The following is a 20,897-nucleotide window of genomic DNA, read 5'->3' as shown; positions in this document are numbered from 1 at the left end:
TATCATTCGATTCCTGCATGGTTTTTGTCATACCCCTATTCAAACGGAAATTTATATTTTGTTAAGCCAAGTTCATCTCGAACTTTTATTAATTCCTGTTGTACGGCCTCACTAATCGGAACTCCGCTGTCCTTGCGTTTCTGCCAGATGAGATACTCTTTTTCCCCTGCTGTATAAATACGTTCACACCCCGGTGCTTTTTGGGAATCTCTGAGTTCACGCAGTATATCTCCACATGTCTTTTTAAAGGCTTCCAACCCCATAAATGCTTCTGTATCAATTGCAATAAAGAAATGCCCCAAATGATAAGGTCCTCTTTTTCCATTTTCATCAATGCCGGTTAATCCCAGAAGAAAATTTCCCTGTTGTAATGCTGCGGAAAGAATTTCCACCACTGTAGCATATCCATAGCCTTTATAACCCGCAAGTTCCTCACCAATTCCTCCCAGAGGTGCAAGTGCCGCATGTCCGGTATTCAAGTCGGTTAATATCTGATCAGAATCCGTTATGGTTTCCCCATCCCTCCCTATTACCATACCGGCTGGCGTCTGTTTACCAACACGTGAATAATACTCAATGCGTCCACGCTGAGTTATCGAGGTTGCACAATCAAGCACAAAAGGGAAATCTTCATCTGTAGGCATACCAAAGGTAAGAGGATTGGTTCCAAGCATATTCTCAACTCCGAAGGTTGGTGCGATTGATGGTCTTGCATTCGTCCCGGTAATGCCTATACAGCCGGCTTTGGTTGCCATGGTAGCATAATAACCAGCGATGCCATAATGAGTCGAATTACGAGCCACAACCATGCCCATCCCATACCTCTTGGCTTTTTCAATTGCCAGACTCATAGACTTTACACCGATTACCTGCCCCATGCCATCATGTCCATCTACAACTGCTGTTGTTGGCGTTTCTTTTAGAATCTCAAAGTTTGTAACGGGACTTTGAATACCTGCTTTTATACGGTCCAGATAGATTGGTTTGAAGCGGTTAACACCATGGGATTCTATTCCTCTTTTATCCGATTCCAGCAATACATCCGCGCAGATCTTGGCATCCTCTTCTGGGATACCATACCCTATAAATGCCTCTGTTACAAAACTTGTAATCGTATTCCAGTCGACTATATTGGATTTTACTGACATTATTCTTCCTCCTTATATATGATACTTTTATGGATATTCTTAGCTCTCAATATACTTATACAATTTCTAATTATGTAGTACCTTTAAATTGTATGTTTACATTATTTCGCCACCGTTTCTCTTAATATATTTCATAGTAATTTATCTTTTTATTGTTATACATAAGAGTATCTATATACCTGAAAAAGTCATCGGATTTCATTCTCCGCTCATAATCGTATACAGCTGAACCAATTGCGAAGCTTAGCTTGTACTCTTTGTCGGAATTGCAATTGAACTTATCTACATTGCTTTTCATTCTTTCAACTGCTGTCTCCAGAATATGTTCATCACTGCTGTCTAATATTACAAAGAATTCGTCTCCGCCATACCTTGCAACGAAATCATCTCTTCGTAAAGAATTTCTAATTATTTGAGCAGCCTCCTTTATCGCTTCGTCACCGGTATCATGGCCAAAGGTATCATTAATTTTTTTAAATCCATCCAAGTCTATCAACATAGCGGAAAAAGTTTTGAGTTCATTGCTGTTCTTAATTCTTATATTAAGATATTTATCTAATTGACGTCTATTATATACACCTGTCAGATAATCCGTGTCTAAACTGGAATCCTGAATATTAATGTAGATTATTAATAATGACACCATCATTCCAGTCCAAGAAAGAGCCCAACCATAAAAAAGTATTTGAACCGTTGCCCTTATTGTGATTGGTAAGATGAACACCAGCATGGAATAATAATACCTTTTGTCTACATTTTTTCTATGTTTAAGAACGTAGTACATAGAGTATATCAATAAAATATAACAGTAAAAGATATGCACCAGGTAAATACTTCCTCTTGTGTATATATTGTTACTATCTACATAGAAAAACCAACCTGTATATAAACTTAATACTGATATAACTCCATTAATAAGAAAGAAACTTAATAATAAAAATTTTAGTCTCTCAACCCACTTTTCACTATGTTTAATCTGATAGCATACATATAATACCCATAGGGTACCTGTAAGAGGCTCAACCACGAATAACAAGAGATTAAAAATTCTATTCATCAGCAAAAACGATAGGCCTGGCAAGCCATCAAAGATCCAGCCTCCAATATCAATCAGTATTAAAGATATGTTTGTCTTAACCAAACCCAGATATATTCTATTACTAACAAATATCTTTTCTAACCGGTTCCTAGCATTGAAAAATATAAATACTAATATTATTAATGATAGTATACTTGAATCTAAGGTTTTAAATTTATCCATCTAATCCATCCTATTTAATAATAAGTCTTTTGCAATCATTATATCATTAGATGCATATTGCCTAAAGTACGAAGAATTCATTGCCCGTATAATACGAAAGGCAGTCATTCAAACAATTTTATGTTTTTCTTTTACAAATGCATAGAATTATATAAATAACTTGGTATAACAAGCATACCGGTAAAACCGGTATAATACACAGTGCCATCATTGTCCATATAAATACCTGATAAAAGGCATCCCATCCATATATTGTTCGAAGGTATTGCGGTAAAATCAATGTATATATATCATATCCAAAGATTGCATGATAGAGTGAATATCCCATTAAAAAGAAATATGGAAATAAAGATAACCAGAATATTATACGTAGAATTTTTACCTTTTTCACCATATGCCATTACCTCTGGTTTGAAATATAATAGTTGTTCTTTTACAATAATTATATCACTAATTACTCGTTGCCGAAAGCACAAATACTTTTCTTTGAGTAAACCTTTTATAAAGTAAAAGAAAAAATAAAACAAAGGCACCAGAACCTTTGGTTCCGATGCCTAGAGCTTTGTTTCTGTGAGATTTGTAATGAAAGTGCTATCCTATATTTAAGGGGAGTGTTAAACCTTTCTGTACGTTTCTGGATTTATCATACCTGTGCTTGTGGTATTAATAAAGTGTAGGTACCGGAACGCATGCTACTTCATCAATCAAATCAGGATCAAAACCAAAGAACGTCCATTTTCTTCCTGTCCAGCGGTACCCTACCACCCCGCCGTACTGAACACTGATTGGATAAAACCAAAATTCATCACCAAAACGTGGCCATACATACGTATAACTATATACACAGTCAATAATATATGAATTTCTTGGTTTTCTAGGTGGAACTCTTGGAGGAGGAGAAGAAGGTGCGCCATAAGGCGGCATATAATCTGACATTATATTAGCTCCTGTTATTTACTATAATTCATGATATGTATGATCACAAATTTTGTTCAATCCTCTAAGAATAAATTAAACCATTCAACATATCAGTCAGATTTTTACCCAGTTCATAACTGAAAATTAACCTAATCTTATTTTATGCTCCATCAATATCCTTAAGTATCTGTTTAACATAGCGGGTAACTTTTCCTAACTCTTCATCTAAAATCATATGACCGCTTTCCTCAAACTCGATGATTTCTAGTTGCTTTACTGCTGATTTATATTTTGATATATCCTCATCCGACAAATTGGATGGGATATATGAATTTACGTCTGTTCCCCTAAACAACCAAACTGGACAGAGCATCTCATGAAAAATATGGTAGAACTCTTCATAAGTTGACTCATGTTCTATTCCTTCTAATGCGTGAACATCAACATAATTATCCAGACGATATCCATTATAGTTCATATTACTCCAAAACAAGGCAGCACCCTTCTCCAACTTTGAGTGAATAGCCGGATAATCTATAATAATAATTCCTTTTGCAATTCGTAAATTAGCGGATAGATAACCTAACATATAGGAAACACCCTTTGAAAATCCTAAAAACACTGGCTTATTGATTGGTTCGTTTTGAAGCACACAAGCAAGGTCTGTCATATGATCATCCCAGTTAAATCCCGATTCCGGAGTACCGCTACCGCCGCGGCCCCGATAACTAAGTACTATACAATGTCTTTCTATAAGGCGTGAAATTAAAGGGAAAGCACGTTCAGCGGGTTCCCATATTCCCATTGATACTATCAAAGTGGCCTTCTCATTCATTTGATTGCTCACATAGTATTCGATTTCATTTCCGTTATTATTTACTGTTTTCTTTTGCATCGTAATCTCCTTAACTTACCTTTCCATGACATTCACTAATGAATCTTTCATCAAATCCTTCACTTAAAATACTCCATTGAATTACTTATTCATCAGCAAATGAGCCACTACTATTCCTTATCAGTACTTAGAATTGAGTATACGACCAGATCAACAATTCCTATCCCTTGCCAATATTGTGATTGTCTCAATATACCTTCTTTCACAAACTTGTTTTTTTGTAAAACTCTTTGGGACTTATAATAAAAAACATTAATCTAGTTCGATCCACTTTCCTTTGACTTCATCATCTATTTTAATATAAACCGGTTTATATTTATTTGCATCAAGATCTGTTACAGAAAACTCTACTGTATACTTACTGCGAACCACTGCCCCATAAGTATTCTGAGCATCAAAATAACCTTGGACTGCTACAATCTTTCCTTTTCTTTGCATCCCTACACCAGAAGAATCCATATCAGGAAATCTCGCAGTGCTTGGAGTCTTTATATTATCCGTAATAATATCCTCGGCATACATATAATACTTCACACTGTCCACTAACTGTCTATCAAGTACCCCTTGCTTATCTATTTTGATTACTTTGCCGGCATATAAAGTATAGAATTGCCACTTAATAGAAGATACCCCGCCATCCTTAAAGGCTACCTTTAAGTTAAAACCATCTGCCTTAAAGTCATATGTTGCTTTTCCGGTTTTACTTTTCTGAACAATATCAATCGTTTTAAATCCCATCTTTTTATAGAATAAATCATATAAATTACCTGCTGTTTTCTGGGTTATTCCGGTTTTAGCCGATACCTTTTTAATAAATTTTTCTTTCTTTGATACTGGTTTCTTTGTTGGAGCAGGTGAAGGCGTAGAAGTAAGAGTTAGGGTCGGGTTGGAAATAGGGGTTGGGGTATTTTCTGCTGCCACTTCAACTGTTTTCGCATTACCTGATGCTGTGGTATTCGTTGTTTCTGGCAAACCATTCATTTTTGTACCGAAATATATCATCAAAACATAAAATAATGTTATTATAGTTCTGGTAGAAAATTTAAATACTTTGTTTGTCCACATCAAAAATAATCCAGCAGGAAAGAAAACAATAAGTAAAAACACGATAAATCCTCTTGTTTCTGTTAACCTTTTTCTCTTCTTATGTTTCTTTGTATTAAATGCAGAAGAATCAGTTCTATAACCGTTATCAGACGTGTAATTATCAGCAGCATGACTATTTATTGTGTAGTAATTCGTTGTGTAGTTATACGTTGTACTGTTATCATCGGCATTGGTATTAATTGACTCGTTGTCTGTACTATAACGGTAATTACCTGCGGTATTGTTGTTTGTACCATAAGTATTGTTACCTGTGGTATCGTTGTTTGTACTATAAGTATTGTTACCTGTGATTTTGTTGTTCGTGGTAGTTGTAACCGGATGTGGAGCACCGCATTGAGGGCATTCTTCACCATCATATTCAAATCCACAATATTCGCATTTGTATGTCATTTGTCTCTCCTATGTATATAGTAATTACTATAAGTATAGGAAGCATGGTCATTTTTGTCAATAATAATGCGTTGTTAAAAAAATAGGCATAGCGAAAGCTATACCTATTTTCATTGAATCATGCATTTATGCACAAACTACCAGATCTCCTATATCGTCTTATCGGCTGCAGGAATCATTGACCATACAATTCTAATTCGTAAATTCTTGCAGCGCTATCGGTTGTTTGAGTTGGTGTTGTTATATAAAGTCTTACGTACCTGGCACTAAAGCTCGAAACACTTCTGTCAGTAATATTTGCGGTATTATTTGTAACGGTATCAACATCAGTCCAAGTCGAGCCATTACTGCTTGCCTGAAGTTTGAAATTTTTCGTATTCCAGGAAGTGGTTTCTCCGCCGGCTCCGGCATGTTTTACAACCCATCTGTTTATGTTATAGGCCGTACCTAAATCAACTGTCAGCCATTTGTCTCCACTTGCTGTTGAACACCATTTACTATTATTTGTAACGGATCCATCAACTGCTTTTGAGGGTGTCTCCCCTGTTACATATGAGTTTGCCGTGGCAGTTTTATTTAATGCTATATTTGTACTGGTTTGACCGCCGCTAAAAGCTGAGTTGATTGCATTAGCATAATCGGCCGTTTTATTCGGACTTGCAAGCTTCATCATATCATCATAAAGCCACATAAATCCGCCAGCTGAAGAACTCTTCCAATTAGTCAGCTTGGTATTTACTGAACTTGCAGAATCGCCGCCTGATGAATTATTGATACACCACAGACCAGGTATAACCTTCATTCCCATATAACCCATCCAAGTTGAAGGGCTATTTCCTGCTCCGCCTGCATAGCATTGCAGATATACTCTATCTACACTGGAACCCAATTGATTTTTTACACTTATCCAAAAGCTGCTGTTTGTATAGGGACAAAGTGTTACTTTATAGCCAAGTCCTACACACATCTGCCCAAAACTTACAGCTGATGCCACATCATAGCAGGACTCATCGTCAAAATCGATTGCATCAGCACCTGTGGCTTGCTTTAGAGCAGCAAAGTTTTTGTATAAAATCGAATTAGAACCCGTGCCCTGAGAAGCAATCAAGCTTTTTATATTCTCAAAGTCAGCACATCCCCATGCTCCCACACTAACTTCAATCCGTTTTACAGTGGTCGGAGCAGTTTTTAAAGAAGCCCACTGTGTTACCCAGGCTGAATTTCCAACATAGGAACCATTTGAGCAAACCAAGGAGTCATTTAGAACTAAATCTCCATTTGCATTCACATGGACGGACCATATAATTACAGTATTAAAACCGGATGCTTTCAAATCATTCATTACACTTTGCCCGCCCTGGTAAAAAGGTCCACCGCCAAAAATCGCCGATACACTCTCATCTGCTGCCGAAGCGGTAGGTCCAATCATGGATACCAATAATAGACATGTAATAATAAGACTTAATAACTTTCTTTTCATAGTAAAATTCCCCTCCTTAAGTTATAAATAGTTTAAACGTCTTTTGTAATCAGTCTAATCTCATAAGTTGGTTTTACTATTTCAGTAATCATATTATATGTATACAAGCATATCCATAAAATTATTACAATAATTGTACAACATATGGCTTCTAGTTATTCTTGTGTAACATTGAATTCCGCTGTTAACAGTATATTAGCCGAATTATTACCTACCATAACTTCAAATTTACCCTCTTCTACAACCCATTTAAAGCTTTTATTTAATACACGCAGCTGCTCATTTCCTAAAGTTAATGTAATAGTTTTCGTCTCGCCTTTCTTTAAATGAATACGTTTGAATCCTGCTAATTCCTTGTATGGACGCAAAACGCTGCTGTACTCGTCATGAATATAGAGCTGTGCCACCTCTTCGCCATCCAGGTCACCGATATTCGTAACGTCAAAAAGTACTTCAACTGTTTCATTTGCCTTAATTTCAGACTTTGATAATCTTATATTTGAGTACTTAAAATTCGTATAACTTAAACCATATCCAAAAGGATACAGAGGTAACCAATCCATTTCCACATATTTTGTTGCGCTAAACGGGCACCTGTTATAATGAACCGGCAACTGACCTACTGATTTTGGAAAGGACATAGGCAGTCTGCCTGCAGGATTAACCTCACCGAATATAACCTCAGCAATTGCCTTACCACCCTGCTCACCAACATGCCAGGCTTCAATTATAGCGGGTATATTATCATTTTCCCAGGTAATAGATAATGGTCTTCCATTTTGTAATACCAATACTATCGGAGTACCGGTTGCATAGATTGCTTTCACCAGGTCCAGTTGTTTACCTGGTAGATTCAAGTCAGCTCTGTCCAAATTTTCACCGCAGGTTTCTTCACTGTCCCCAACGGCTACAATAGCCACCTCTGCCGCTTTCGCTATACGAATAGCCTCCTCCATATTCAGGCGTCCGGTATTATATCCCAAGATAACTCTTGCACCTCTCTGGTCGTTTTTATATTCGATATTAATCTTATATTCTCTGCCTTGGATGAAATCAAAATCTACCATTTGGTTAGCATTCAATTCTTCCCAGCCATCAATTATTACTTCATCGTCAATCCATAATTTCATACTATCCATGGTACTAAGTCCTATACAGCCCTTAAAACTATGGTCTGTTACTAATGTTCCGCTCCAGCGTACTGCAAATCTATCTGCATTTACCCCGGGTGCCGGTTTTGAATAGATAAAGTTAAAGTTTATCATACAATCTGTTCTTGTACATACGGGGTCGCCGGAGAAATCAAGTTCATTATAATATTCGCCGGTCAAACCGCTTTTACCATTTCTGTCACGAAGCCAATTCTGTGGAATAGGTCTTATATCCGCATCTAAAATACTGCAGCCGGAGTTATAAGTAACAATCGTATCATCTGAAACCATTCCTTTAATTCCATCTAATAATGTAATTCCGCGGTCCACACTGCTTGCTGAGCTATAATCGCCAAATCTGCAAGCTGCCGCACTTGGACCAATAACTGCAATATTTTTAATGGACTCTTTAAGGGGTAATAAATTATTACTATTTTTAAGAAGACAGATTGATTTTTCCGCAACCTCTAATGCTATATTCTTATATTCCTGACAGTTTACAACCTTTTCACTTAAGGACTCATCGGTAAGCGGATTCTCAAACAGGCCAAGCATGAATTTTACCCTTAATACTCTGCTGCAGGAAAGATTAATCGTTTCTTCCGGAACTTCTCCGGTTTTAACAAAATCCATCAGAGTATTTTGATATTCTTCATGGGGATAATCATATAACTGCATGTCCACACCGGCCTCTATCCCCATTTTTATAGCTTCTCTGTCACTTTTAGCTGTATAATGGCAGGTATGCAGCATACGGATAGCTGTCATATCAGAACGTACAAACCCCTTCATCCCTAATTCGTCACGAAGCACTTTGGTAAGTAATTCTTTGTCTCCTGCAACCGCCACTCCATCGATGGTGTTGTAAGAGCACATCGTATTAAGAGCTCCGGCTCGAAAAGCAGCTTCAAATATCGGCAGGCAATAATTTGCATGGTCACGCCTTCCAAGCATTGCCGGACCACAGTTCAGTCCTCCGCTTGGTGCACCATATCCTGAAAAATGCTTTGGTTCCGATACAATGGCATTGTTTTGTGTCAAATCATCACCTTGCAAGCCTTTTACCATATCATAGGCAAACCTGGCCCCTAAATATGTATCTTCACCATAACCTTCTTCCACTCGTCCCCATCTCGGGTCTCTGGCTAAATCCAGTACCGGTGACCACCCCTCATGAACACCAACGCTTCGTGTTTCTGCAGCTATTGCTCTTCCCTGCTTATAGGCAAGCTCCGGTTCAAAGGTACCGGCTAAAGCAATCTGCTGTGGAAAAATAGTAGCTTCCGGCCAGACTAAGCCATGCAGCGTCTCTTCACTAAATAAGATTGGAATCCCAAGCCTTGTATTTCTAATATGGTATTCCTGTATTTGATTGTTGAGCTTAGCGGATGAATATCTGATTTGCAGGCAGCCGATGCCAGTCTCTCCATATAACTCCTTATATTTCTCACCATCAAAATTCGTTAATACTTTCATATCACCTAATAGCTCTGCTCCTGAATAAATATCAAGCTGACGCACTTTTTCTTCTAAGGTCATTCGATTTATCAAATCCGAAATACGTTCATCAATTGGTAGATTTTTATTCATAAAAGGATAATTTTTCAAATCTTCCCTCAGCATAATTTCACCTCATTTTCTCGTTTGTATAACAAGTTTATCTGTTTATTTCAACTATAAATTTATTTCTTTCTCCCGGGTAAATACTCTCCGAGTATTCAATTACAGAACCATCTTCCCCGTATCCGAAGGAAGAGATATAATGAATTGGAGAACCCTCACTGATTTCTAAAAGTTTACTGGTTTCTTTATTTGACAGCTTAGCTTCAATTTCCCTCACAGCTTTTTTAATGAATATATTATTTTCTTCTAAAACTTCATAAAGGGAACGCTTTTCAAAATCATAAAGCATTAGATTTGGGAATTTTTTAAAAGGGATATAAACGGTAGTGAGTAGAATAGGTTTATTATCCTGCTCCTCTTCACCATAGGCATAGCGAAGTCTTTTCAGCTTAATGATTTTTTCTCCCTCATCAACTCCAAGCTTCTCCAGCAGGATATCCGGACAAACTTTAATTGATATTTCTAATACTTTTGTTTCAGATATCAATCCTTTTTTGTTCATTTCACGGTTATAGCTCTCGATAAAACGGGTATTTTCCTGGATGATTTTTGGCTTGGTAACAAAAGTTCCCTTCCCCTTCTGCCTCTTTAAGTAACCTTTGGAAGCCAGGGTATTTAGCCCCTGTCTGACCGTTGGACGGCTAATATGAAACATATTGCTAAGCTCCATTTCTGTAGGGATGAAATCTCCTTCTTTCAGCTGATTGCTTTTAATAAGATCTAATATATAATTCTGCACCTTATAATATAAAGGTGTATTTGAATCGTACTCCATCTCTGGGAAAGCTCCTTTCTATATAAGATAAACCCAATTAAACATCCAGGAAAATTCAAAAGGGATACTTATAGTATTAATTTTTCTACTCTTCATCAATCATAAATGTCACAACACCGAAACCATTATCTTTCATTGTTTGAAAACTTTGCTCAGCATTAGTTGATTTCATGAGGTCAAGTGTATAACAGAACTCGGTGATACCTGAGAGGTCCATCTTAAAGTTCGTCTCCCATGTATTATTCATAATCCAGGAATACACATCCCTTTTATTATTCTCTTCCCTGTTATCACAAAGCAATATTGGGTGGTGTTTCAATTCCCCCATATAGATTAGCGGTGCATCCTTCGTTTGTATTAGGATAGTGTTTTCCTTTGATACATATGCCAGACCGTTATCCGTAAGATAATATTCCATACAAGTCCCCGGAATTTGGTCAATCCCCGGTCTCATAACGGCATCGCTTTTATCAATATATAATGCCCCATCAAGATTATCTAAGGTTAGCGGCAGATAGATACTCTCAATATCCGTTGATAAATTCTTAGCTATTTTATATTTAAATTCCAACTTTGGCAGAGTATTATAGAGCTTTATTACAACCGAACTGAAATAGGTACCTTCCAGTTCATAGACGAGCTCAATGGTAGTAAAAATAACACCATTCTCAATGATTTTAACCTCTGTCAAATCACCAATGTATTTCTTTGCATGAAGACCTCTTATGTTTCTTCCTAGAAGTCTTCTCTCTTCATAAGTATTTGTTCTAATCTTTGTGTTTTCATAGATTGGTGTAAAGAAGGTAGCGTCTCCTGTTTTCAGCATTTCAACCTTATCTGATTTATTATAGAAAGAAGTTACACCCTTCCCTATTTCATATGATATTTTAAAATATTCATTCTCTAGTTGGTAGGGTAATTTATAACTTGGATCGTAGTTGTTTACAATATCTTTTACTCTCTCCGCTCCAATATAAGCTACTCTTGAATTGATAGCTTCAATCTTGCCCAGAGCTTCTTCAAAACGATAAATTTTTTCTTCACCGGCTTCAAAGGAATCAATAAAACTGACAAGAACACCTCTTGGATGGGAAGACAATTGTGTAATCATTTCCTTCCCTGTGGTTTCACATACAACTTTTACCCCTGAATACTTCCCGGTTTCTATATAGAATTCAACAACTTTTTCACCTTTGCTCTCCGATACATTAATGGCCTTTACTTTTCCGTTCCGATCATAGTATCTGAGCTTATCTCCTCTGCTATGTGCTATACGGTTTAAGTTTTTTGCGGAGGCTTCATGAGCTTTTGAGGCGTAGCTTGTCTTTCTGATATCCAGATTCTGCACCATGGTATCATATGGATTTGTAATGGTAGCCGAATGACCCCAGGTATGCTCTGCATATAGCAGTAAGTTATCTTCTGCTTCTCTTATTAAATCTTTTTTACCTGCAATGCCATGGTTATCCAATCTTTCACATAAATGATACAGCCTTTGAGCTTCTTTATAATGTTTAACCGCATAAGGCGTGCTTCCCACACCATTGGCCCACCAATCATTTAAGTCTCCCCTGTAAACCGGCGCTCCTTGTACCTGCTCCTTGATTTTATCATACAATTCTTGAATTGTTACCATTTCCAATCGTATCTCATCGCCATAAATCTGATTAAACTCTGCAATCATCCTTATAATATCAGGATTAGGGGGAGCGTTATCGCTGAATACGCCCGATACACACGCAGGAATAAAGCTATAATCATAGCCATTTTCTTCACAGGAGGTCAAATAGGTAACTATATTATCCTTCAGAGTCTCAATCGGTGTTTTTTGAGCAAACCCCAAGAAATTGCCAAGATTATAGTGCTCTCCGTTAAAAACCAGAAGCCTTTTACCTGCTTTGTTTTCCCAAAAGTAAGGTTTTTGATTCTGATAAAGAGGATACATTCCATGGTGTGTATGAATGTTTGTAAAAAAGAACTCTATTCCGTTATCGATAAGTACATCAAGGGTTCCCAATGACACCCCGTTTACATCTGCATTCATGGCAGCCTTTACCGCAATTCCCTGGGCTTTAAAATGCTCAACCATTTCCCTGGTTCTTTTACTTAGTATCTCTTTATCCACTAAATCGTTAAAATTAAGATAAGTGGCTGATAAGCCGATATTATTTGTTTTAATCATGGAATAAAAATCTTGCTTCTCTTCTTCTGTTGCTTCCTCTAAGAATCTTTCCACACAGTAGTAAGTCTCACAGTTCCATTTGAAATCTTTATCGATTGTTCCGGTTTTGTGTCCTTCTTTTGCAGTTTTTACTGCTGTTCTTATATAGTCAACATGATTGTAAATTATTCTCTCCTGCAAATCGGTATAACCTATATCTGTATGAGAATGATGCAGGATATACACAGTCCATTTTCGATTTAACACAAATAAGCTTCCTCCTTAATTAATTTGAATTTGTAATTTTTTATTTTTTAATTGTGTAAATACAAAGTAAGATATGTATTTACATTTAAGGTATAAACACATTATATAATTATCTTTTTTTAATGTAAAGTTATTTATTTGTTCTTTTTCTGATTATGTAATTACTTGTTTAATCATTTAAATTTTGTTTGTAATTACATTTGCTTTTCAATAAATTTAAGTAACGACTGATTTCCACTATGAGATCTCCCAGGCACAAACCGTATTATTCTTTGAGTACAGATATTCTAGTAACAGATAGTATAGTTAGAAATTACATTTATTGCATTGAATCATTACGACTAATGGGTATACTTATATCAACAAGACTGTGACAGATTACTGTCACTGAGATTCTACTGCAATATTAATTTAGAGGAGGAGAAGCATTATGTCTGTTAAACCTTATAAAATCAAAGTATCCGATGAAGTTCTAAAGGATCTGAAGTATAGACTTTCTCATACCCGCTGGCCCGGTCAAATCGTAAATTCCGGTTGGGAGCGAGGTACGGAAGCCGGTTATTTTCAATCACTTCTTTCTTATTGGAGAGAGAATTTTGATTGGCGTAAACAAGAAGATGAATTAAACCATCTTTCTCAATTTCACTGTAATATTGAGGGTTCAGATATTCACTTCGTACATGAAAGGGGTAAAGGCACCAACCCTATGCCAATTATCCTTACTCATGGCTGGCCAGATAGCTTTCTACGTTACCAGAAGATCATACCTCTTCTTACTGATCCTGCTCGTTTCGGAGGTGACCCTAAGGATTCCTTTGATGTAATCGTTCCCTCATTGCCCGGATTTGGTTTCTCCACCTTGCCGCGTAATCGTAGTATTAACAATTTTCAGATTTCAGAACTCTGGGCTAAACTTATGACCGAGGAATTAGGTTATAAGAAATTTGCTGCCGTCGGCGGTGATGTAGGCTCTGGTGTCACCAGATACTTGGCATTTAATCATCCAGAGCTTTTAATTGGTATCCATCTAACAGACATCGGTATCCTAAGAAATCTTCTTTCTTCAAAGGATACTGCAAAGCTTACAGAAGAAGAATTACAATACAAAAGAAGTGCTCAGGACTGGATATCAAATGAAGGTGCTTATATGTCAATTCAATCTACCAAACCACAGACTCTTGCATATGGACTTTCTGACTCACCGGTTGGTCTGGCCAGTTGGATTATTGAAAAGTTTCATGGCTGGAGCGATTGCAACGGTGACCTCCAGCATAGTTATAACATGGATGAGCTGCTTACAAACATTATGATTTACTGGGTTTCTAATACCATTGGATCAGCAGCAGCGATTTATTATGAAAATACCCATTCTCTGCCACCCATGGGATATATTGAAGTCCCGACAGGTATTGCCCTTTTCCCGTCTGATGTATTACTGCCTCCGAAAAAATGGGCTGAGCAGAATCTAAATATTACCCATTGGGTTTTAATGCCTCGCGGCGGACATTTTGCAGCCATGGAAGAGCCGGAGCTTCTGGCAAAGGATATTCGTGAATTTTATAGACCCTTCAGAAATATATAGGTAGGTTATTATTGTATCACCTTGCAGGAGATGTATCGTAGACTTCTTATTTCTTTTATGCTATGATATAGTTCTTATTGAAAAAACAATTAATTTTAACTAACCAAGGTGAAAGTATGGAACATAAATACATTACAAACGATAATTTAAAGCAGATTCCTAAACTCCCGGGAATATATAAAATGTTGAACTCCCAAGGTGCTATTATTTATATTGGAAAAAGTAAATGCCTGCAAAAAAGAGTTCAATCCTATTTTGTTAAAACACCAAAGTGGGAAAAAGTTAATCGAATGGTACCCTTGATTAGAGATATTGAATATATTATTACCGATACCCATCTGGAAGCCCGTTTGTTAGAATGTTCCTTAATTAAAGAATTCAAACCCAGATTCAATGCCCAGATGAAAAATGACAGGAATTACTTTTTTATTAAAGTTGAGGATTATAATAAATATAATCCTCTAACTGTAATTGATGATAGAACAGAGCATTGTTTCGGACCATTCAGAAGTAAATATACGATAAGCGAATTTCTGGTTCATCTAAAAAATATTTATCCGATAACAAAAGACGGCGACCAATACAGATTTGAATATCATATATTCCCCATTACTCTGGAAAGGGAACTATTTGATCTCAATAAAACGGTGCTTTTTGAACTTCTTGAATCTGAAGACAATCTTCAATTAATGGTTAATACATTGCAGTCTAAATTAGAGGAAGCTGTTGAGTCTTATCGATTCGAAATGGCTGCTATCTACAGAGATATGATAGCCTGTTTTAAAATGATAAAAAACGGATTGAGCGGCTATAAAAATCTATCTTCACAAAGTATTCTGCTAAAGCTTCCGGTAGATAATGACCGATATAAACTGTTCTACATAAAAAATGGCAGTATCCTTCATAAAATGATTACAGACAAGGTTACAAACGAAATCCTGAAGAAATTTATCAATAGCAGTGAACAACTAATACCTTCTGTAAACAGTATTCAGGAGAATGAGAAAGAATGGATAGATTACCGGGATATTATATATTCGGAAATCTCTGCCTTACCCGAAGAAATGATTGTATTGCTGTAGTTATGTATAAAAAGGGCAAGACCGCTTTAAACGGTCTTGCCCTTTGATATTAATCATATAACTGCATAGTCATTCCTATTACACCTTTTTTATCATCGATCTCTAATTTGAAATACTTATCATAATCTGAGGAATAAGTATAAACCCAATATCCTAAATCATCCGATCTATAGGTGTCATCTGGTTTACCATAAGCTTTTACAACTTCTTTTAAAGTGCTTCCTTCCTTAATCCCGGCAGGTAAGGCAAAAGAAACAGGATTTTTTGCAAACCGATTGTTAATATTAATGGTCCATATTTTGCATTTCTTAATATCTTTTGCTTTCTTATCTGTATTGATGAATCCTACTGTAATATCAGAATCATATTTTGAATTCTCAAGACTTATCGTTCCGGTAATTTTATCACCGCTGTTCATGGTATAACTGTCATGACCATAATCTGATAAGTCAAAATCCCAGCCATTATCTTTTATCTGTTTGAAATCAAAGAACAAGGTATATTTTTCATTGTTCATTTTAAACTCAAGGTCTTTCCAATCAGCTGATAACTTTTGACTTCCTTGTACTTTAACTTTACATGTATATTTTTTGCTGTCAACCTTAGCAGTAACAACAGCTGAGCCATTGGATACAGCAGTTACTTTACCGCTTTTTGAGACCGTTGCGACATCTTCATTACTGCTTGACCAGCTTACTGTGCTTGAAGTTCCGGTTATTTTAAGGGTTTGAGACTTCCCTACACTCAAAGTCAAAGTTGTATTGCTGATTTTAACAGTTGCTGCTTCTGTTTGTTGCCCGTAAATAAGAGTACAGGAGGCAATAATCGTGATGCATAAAAGAATGCTGGTTAATAGTTTTAATGTTTTTTTCATAGACTTTCTCCTCTGTAATTATAATAAAATAGAAATCATAGTATTATTATTCCTTTTATACCATAATATCCCTGTAAATATTATACCTATTCATACATAAGATGTAAATCATTATTTGTATTAATTTGTAGAAAAAAACACTTTTTAAATTATACTCTCTACTATATATTCAACCCGATGTTAAGTTCAATCTTTCCCTGATCTGATTCAAAATCAATGGCGATAGTTTCAAAGCAGTTAATTTCAGCATTTTCTGTAATTACTCTAGGTGGATTAATCCTTGTCGCTAATCCAAAAGAAGAAATTTTTGTCGCGGAAGCCCCTGCTATCATACTGGATAATTCTCCTATTGCACTTTTGGCCATATCATCGATGGATGTAATACTCATGCCCATCATCATTATTGAGACTAATCTTTTAGCAGTCTCGATAGGCATAGAAAGAGCGATATCCCCTTGAACTGCTCCTTGAAAACAAATTATTGTAGATAACTCTGAATTCAAGAACATTTTGCTTTTCTTTTGAATATTACACCTTTTGATGTCATGTACCCCAAATTGTTCTAAAGTAGCAATGAAAGTTTCTAATATCGTATTAATATACTTAACGTCCATAACTTTTAAAATCTCCTTCTAGCATGACGCATCTATAAAGTATGAACGGTCAATTATTCGCAAAATATCCCTTTCTTTGATTAAAATCATCAATCAGCTGTAAGATTTTTATTTTTTGATACATTAAATACTGCAGTTCTTCATTACTTGATGTATTTTGTTCAATTCTTGAATCAATATTATCTAATACGATATGTAAGTCATTGATTGTCTGTTCACTCATAATATAATTCTCCTCTTCATTGTTTATGTAATAGGTTTCGACATTTCAGAAGAATAATATTACCGCTTTCAGACTATAGACCTATGAAGATAGGATAAAAGAACTAGGGATAAATAGCCCAAATATTTGCCTCATATGGCCTCAGAAAGGACAATCTGTCCTTCGAGGACAGGATGTCCTCGGTATAATTAGATAACAAAAGCCTGCCTTTTGGATGTTTTGTACGCTTTTTATTGGTGGTACTTAGGTTTATCTCAATATACAGAGCTTCGTTTTCGTCTTTACGATAGTAGGTAAACAGGTCTTTCACTTTTTTATTGCTAACAATTACATTTCCATAATAAATAACCTTATACTCCTTGCGCAATGCAATCAGCTTCTGAAAAAAGCGAAGGATGGAGTTCTCATCTTGAAGCTGCAGCTTAGCATTGCAGCTTTTATAATCCTCATCCATCATAATCCATGGCTTCACCGTAGAAAAGCCTGCATACTGTTCACCACTCCATTGCATTGGTGTCCTGGCATGGTCCCTTGAACCGGTTAAAATCTTAGAAAAAGCCTCTTCTTCTTTCATGGTATTGCATAACTCATCATATAGATTCAACGACTCCACATCCCGAATCTCCGAGATGGTTTTAAAACATTGATTTATCATTCCAAGCTCCTGCCCCTGGTAAATAAAAGGCGTACCTCGTAGTGTAAGCTGTATTACAGCTAAAAGTTTCCCCAGGACATACCGATACTTTTGATTTGCATTTATTTTAGAAATCATCCGAGGGTTATCATGATTTTCATAAAAGAGTGAAGGCTGGCAATGATTACCGTAATTCTCCATCCAGTTGACCATACAGCTTTTCAGGTAATTAAGGTCATATTGATAATCATCATAACGTGTATGCCCGGGTGTTTCCAGATGGTCAAAGGAGAACACCATATCAAGTTCCTTACGGTAATCAGCAGTCAGCAGTTTACTCATTTCCATCCCAGCTCCCGGAGTTTCGCCAACCGAAAAAGCATTATACGGCATAAACACCTTCTCCTTCAATTCATGCAAATAATCATGAAGACTAGGTCCATAAAAATAATGTTCCACACCATAATATCCCATTAGCTTACCGATGCTTTTATTTCCATCCGGCAATCCTTTACGCTTAGAGATATAATTAATTACATCCAGCCGAAAACCATCTACCCCCTTCTCCAGCCACCATTTTACCATGTCATGAATCTCATGACGCAGAGCTTCATTTTCCCAATTTAAATCCATCTGCTTCTTAGAAAATAAATGTAACGCATATTGATTCCGCTCTTCTACATAGTTCCATGCACTGCCGCTGAAAAATGATGTCCAATTGTTAGGTTGAGGTTTGAAAATATAATAATCACCATACTTGGAATCCGGTTCGTGAATAGCCTGCTGATACCACTTATGCTCATCTGAGGTATGGTTGACCACAAGATCCATAATAAGTCTCATGCCACGGTTATGAATCTCCGTTAATAATTTATCAAAATCCTCCATTGTTCCAAAGTCAGACATGATTTTATGATAATCTCTTATGTCGTAGCCATTATCATCATTGGGAGAATCATAAATCGGTGAAAGCCAGATAGCATCAATACCCAATTCCTTTATGTAGTCCAATTTACTTATGATACCCTGCAAATCACCAATTCCATCTCCATTGCTATCTTTAAAACTTCTAGGATAAATCTGATAGAAAACAGCTTCCTTCCACCATTCTCTGGGAATTATCTCGTCCGTGCTCCTTACTGTTTCATCTTCCGTATTCAAAAGTGTAAGCAAAGTATCCACAAATCCTTCATCCAATTGATTTTTTAACAGCTTCGGTAAAACCATTATTTTGAGATTTCCAACAATAGGATTCGTAACTGCCTTTCTATTTATATTCATTTGTAAGAGCATTCGATTAATGATATCCCGTCCAATGGGATTAGCGTATACATCTTTGATGCGGCTTTTTTTCGTCAGCATAGAATCTCACTCCTATTCGTAATTTATTTACCATCAGCCAATACCATGATAATCTTATCAGCTATCCGCTTTATGTAAATTATACCATAGAATCTTATATATGGAAATTTTATCCTGTATTCTAACCTCTCTCTCACTAACCGTCCCCTTAGGGTACATTGTTCGAAGATTTTTTATGAAGGGTTTGCTATTATTCCCTGAATTTGATATCATGTAACTGGTAAGAATATTCAAAAGTACAAGCTTAGCAGACGCTTTTGATTATATAAAAATAGCTAATTAAAAGGTGGAATCAATAATGGATAATCAAGAGCAAAAACATCAGCGCCGTCCCAGGTATAAAGGTACCCATCCGAAAGCCTTTAAAGATAAATATAAGGAATTACAACCGGAGTTATATGCTGATACAGTAGCAAAGGTTATACAAAAGGGCAATACACCTGCAGGTATGCATCGTTCCATATGCGTTAATGAAATATTGGAAATTTTACAAATCACCCCCGGGCAAACCGGATTAGATGCAACCTTAGGTTATGGCGGTCATACCTTAGAGATGCTTAAATGCTTGAACTCCAAAGGACATTTATACGCAACTGATGTGGATTCGATAGAATTGCCGCGTACAAGAGAACGTTTAGAGCTCTTAGGATATGGACCTGAAATTTTAACGATCAAACAGACTAACTTTTCAAATATAGATCAAATCACCTCGGAATCCGGACCATTGAATTTTGTATTGGCAGATTTAGGTGTCTCTTCTATGCAAATAGACAATCCTGAAAGAGGATTTTCTTTTAAGACGGAGGGGCCATTAGATTTAAGGCTAAATCCTTCCAAGGGCATCTCTGCTGCAGAACGGCTTAAAACCATCTCACAGGATGAATTACATGGAATGCTGCTAGAAAATGCAGACGAACCGCATTCCGCAGAAATAGCTCGTGCCATTATATCAGCAACAAAAAAAGGAGTGGCCATTACAACAACAAGTCAGCTTCAGCAAATCATCAAAGATGCGCTGAAATTTATACCAGAAAAGGATAGAAATGAGGAAATTAAAAAATCCTGTCAGAGATGCTTTCAGGCATTGCGAATTGATGTTAATAAAGAATTTGAAGTATTATATGAATTTTTAGAAAAACTTCCTGCTGCCTTGGCTGAAGGAGGACGTGTTGCAATCCTGACCTTTCATTCCGGTGAAGATCGTCTTGTTAAAAAATCTTTTCAGCATTTCTATCGTGAAGGCCTCTACAAAGAAATTGCTACAGAAGCTATACGGCCATCAGCCGCCGAATGTAATTCCAATAGTCGTGCCCGGTGTGCTAAATTACGTTGGGCGATAAAGGCTTAATC

16 protein-coding genes are annotated in these 20,897 nt (G+C 36.5%); 3 read left to right on the top strand and 13 right to left on the bottom strand.

From position 1 onward, the window contains the following. Nucleotides 1-35: 35 nt before the first annotated feature. From bsdcttw_RS10300 to bsdcttw_RS10260, 9 genes are all read right to left on the bottom strand, one after another. Nucleotides 36-1,148 carry an Ldh family oxidoreductase gene (locus bsdcttw_RS10300; RefSeq protein WP_185259285.1) on the bottom strand — a complete coding sequence of 371 codons (1,113 nt, stop codon included), beginning with the start codon at nt 1,146-1,148 and terminating at the stop codon, nt 36-38. A 121-nt stretch (nt 1,149-1,269) separates the two neighbouring features. Next, nucleotides 1,270-1,791, bottom strand: coding sequence for a GGDEF domain-containing protein (locus bsdcttw_RS10295; protein ID WP_207726528.1), 522 nt, complete (start codon nt 1,789-1,791; stop codon nt 1,270-1,272). 1,281 nt (nt 1,792-3,072) lie between these two features. Beyond that, the gene (locus tag bsdcttw_RS10290) at nt 3,073-3,345 is read right to left on the bottom strand and encodes a transporter (protein ID WP_225903832.1); all 273 of its coding nucleotides are present in this window, start codon (nt 3,343-3,345) and stop codon (nt 3,073-3,075) included. 142 nt (nt 3,346-3,487) lie between these two features. Further along, the gene (locus tag bsdcttw_RS10285; protein WP_185259283.1) at nt 3,488-4,222 is read right to left on the bottom strand and encodes an alpha/beta fold hydrolase; all 735 of its coding nucleotides are present in this window, start codon (nt 4,220-4,222) and stop codon (nt 3,488-3,490) included. Nucleotides 4,223-4,474: 252 nt separating this feature from the next. Continuing rightward, entirely contained in the window at nt 4,475-5,719 is a 1,245-nt protein-coding gene (locus bsdcttw_RS10280) for a hypothetical protein (protein WP_185259282.1), read from the bottom strand. A gap of 175 nt (nt 5,720-5,894) precedes the next feature. After that, nucleotides 5,895-7,199, bottom strand: coding sequence for a discoidin domain-containing protein (locus bsdcttw_RS10275; protein ID WP_185259281.1), 1,305 nt, complete (start codon nt 7,197-7,199; stop codon nt 5,895-5,897). Between the two features lie 155 nt (nt 7,200-7,354). Then, on the bottom strand, nt 7,355-9,973 hold the full coding sequence (locus bsdcttw_RS10270; protein ID WP_185259280.1) for a glycoside hydrolase family 3 protein: 2,619 nt from the start codon (nt 9,971-9,973) through the stop codon (nt 7,355-7,357). Between the two features lie 34 nt (nt 9,974-10,007). Continuing rightward, entirely contained in the window at nt 10,008-10,748 is a 741-nt protein-coding gene (locus bsdcttw_RS10265; RefSeq protein ID WP_185259279.1) for a GntR family transcriptional regulator, read from the bottom strand. Nucleotides 10,749-10,833: 85 nt separating this feature from the next. Then, nucleotides 10,834-13,176: a glycoside hydrolase family 38 N-terminal domain-containing protein gene (locus bsdcttw_RS10260; protein ID WP_185259278.1), complete on the bottom strand. Its 2,343-nt coding sequence runs from the start codon at nt 13,174-13,176 to the stop codon at nt 10,834-10,836. Nucleotides 13,177-13,606: 430 nt separating this feature from the next. On the opposite strand from bsdcttw_RS10260, the gene bsdcttw_RS10255 reads away from it, so the two are divergent. Continuing rightward, nucleotides 13,607-14,758, top strand: a complete 1,152-nt coding sequence (locus tag bsdcttw_RS10255) for an epoxide hydrolase family protein (RefSeq protein WP_185259277.1) — start codon at nt 13,607-13,609, stop codon at nt 14,756-14,758. A gap of 116 nt (nt 14,759-14,874) precedes the next feature. Next, entirely contained in the window at nt 14,875-15,840 is a 966-nt protein-coding gene (locus tag bsdcttw_RS10250) for a GIY-YIG nuclease family protein (protein ID WP_185259276.1), read from the top strand. Between the two features lie 49 nt (nt 15,841-15,889). Here the strand turns inward: bsdcttw_RS10250 and bsdcttw_RS10245 are convergent, their stop codons facing one another. The 4 genes from bsdcttw_RS10245 to bsdcttw_RS10230 all read right to left on the bottom strand — a co-directional run bounded on the left by bsdcttw_RS10245 (nt 15,890) and on the right by bsdcttw_RS10230 (nt 19,547). Further along, a complete protein-coding gene (locus tag bsdcttw_RS10245) occupies nt 15,890-16,714 on the bottom strand; it encodes an Ig-like domain-containing protein (RefSeq protein ID WP_185259275.1) in 825 nt (274 codons plus the stop codon). 161 nt (nt 16,715-16,875) lie between these two features. Beyond that, nucleotides 16,876-17,328 carry a chemotaxis protein CheX gene (locus bsdcttw_RS10240; protein ID WP_185259274.1) on the bottom strand — a complete coding sequence of 151 codons (453 nt, stop codon included), beginning with the start codon at nt 17,326-17,328 and terminating at the stop codon, nt 16,876-16,878. Between the two features lie 49 nt (nt 17,329-17,377). Then, nucleotides 17,378-17,551: a hypothetical protein gene (locus bsdcttw_RS10235; RefSeq protein WP_185259273.1), complete on the bottom strand. Its 174-nt coding sequence runs from the start codon at nt 17,549-17,551 to the stop codon at nt 17,378-17,380. Nucleotides 17,552-17,654: 103 nt separating this feature from the next. Then, nucleotides 17,655-19,547 (bottom strand): alpha-glucosidase, encoded by a 1,893-nt coding sequence (locus bsdcttw_RS10230; protein WP_185259272.1) that lies wholly within the window; start codon nt 19,545-19,547, stop codon nt 17,655-17,657. A gap of 298 nt (nt 19,548-19,845) precedes the next feature. On the opposite strand from bsdcttw_RS10230, the gene rsmH reads away from it, so the two are divergent. After that, a complete protein-coding gene (gene rsmH, locus bsdcttw_RS10225) occupies nt 19,846-20,895 on the top strand; it encodes a 16S rRNA (cytosine(1402)-N(4))-methyltransferase RsmH (RefSeq protein WP_185259271.1) in 1,050 nt (349 codons plus the stop codon). Nucleotides 20,896-20,897 lie beyond the last annotated feature (2 nt).

Source organism: Anaerocolumna chitinilytica (assembly GCF_014218355.1).
GTDB lineage: Bacteria > Bacillota > Clostridia > Lachnospirales > Lachnospiraceae > Anaerocolumna > Anaerocolumna chitinilytica.
The sequence above is the reverse complement of the archived record's forward strand: the minus strand, read 5'-3'. Positions and strand labels throughout refer to the sequence as shown.

Excerpts from the sequence above, each read along its gene's own strand:
- bsdcttw_RS10300 (WP_185259285.1), bottom strand. The coding sequence starts at position 1,148 with ATGTCAGTAAAATCCAATATAGTCGACTGGAATACGATTACAAGTTTT.
- bsdcttw_RS10290 (WP_225903832.1), bottom strand. The coding sequence starts at position 3,345 with ATGTCAGATTATATGCCGCCTTATGGCGCACCTTCTTCTCCTCCTCCA.
- bsdcttw_RS10285 (WP_185259283.1), bottom strand. The coding sequence starts at position 4,222 with ATGCAAAAGAAAACAGTAAATAATAACGGAAATGAAATCGAATACTAT.
- bsdcttw_RS10280 (WP_185259282.1), bottom strand. The coding sequence starts at position 5,719 with ATGACATACAAATGCGAATATTGTGGATTTGAATATGATGGTGAAGAA.
- bsdcttw_RS10275 (WP_185259281.1), bottom strand. The coding sequence starts at position 7,199 with ATGAAAAGAAAGTTATTAAGTCTTATTATTACATGTCTATTATTGGTA.
- bsdcttw_RS10270 (WP_185259280.1), bottom strand. The coding sequence starts at position 9,973 with ATGCTGAGGGAAGATTTGAAAAATTATCCTTTTATGAATAAAAATCTA.
- bsdcttw_RS10265 (WP_185259279.1), bottom strand. The coding sequence starts at position 10,748 with ATGGAGTACGATTCAAATACACCTTTATATTATAAGGTGCAGAATTAT.
- bsdcttw_RS10255 (WP_185259277.1), top strand. The coding sequence starts at position 13,607 with ATGTCTGTTAAACCTTATAAAATCAAAGTATCCGATGAAGTTCTAAAG.
- bsdcttw_RS10250 (WP_185259276.1), top strand. The coding sequence starts at position 14,875 with ATGGAACATAAATACATTACAAACGATAATTTAAAGCAGATTCCTAAA.
- bsdcttw_RS10245 (WP_185259275.1), bottom strand. The coding sequence starts at position 16,714 with ATGAAAAAAACATTAAAACTATTAACCAGCATTCTTTTATGCATCACG.
- bsdcttw_RS10240 (WP_185259274.1), bottom strand. The coding sequence starts at position 17,328 with ATGGACGTTAAGTATATTAATACGATATTAGAAACTTTCATTGCTACT.
- bsdcttw_RS10235 (WP_185259273.1), bottom strand. The coding sequence starts at position 17,551 with ATGAGTGAACAGACAATCAATGACTTACATATCGTATTAGATAATATT.
- bsdcttw_RS10230 (WP_185259272.1), bottom strand. The coding sequence starts at position 19,547 with ATGCTGACGAAAAAAAGCCGCATCAAAGATGTATACGCTAATCCCATT.
- rsmH (WP_185259271.1), top strand. The coding sequence starts at position 19,846 with ATGGATAATCAAGAGCAAAAACATCAGCGCCGTCCCAGGTATAAAGGT.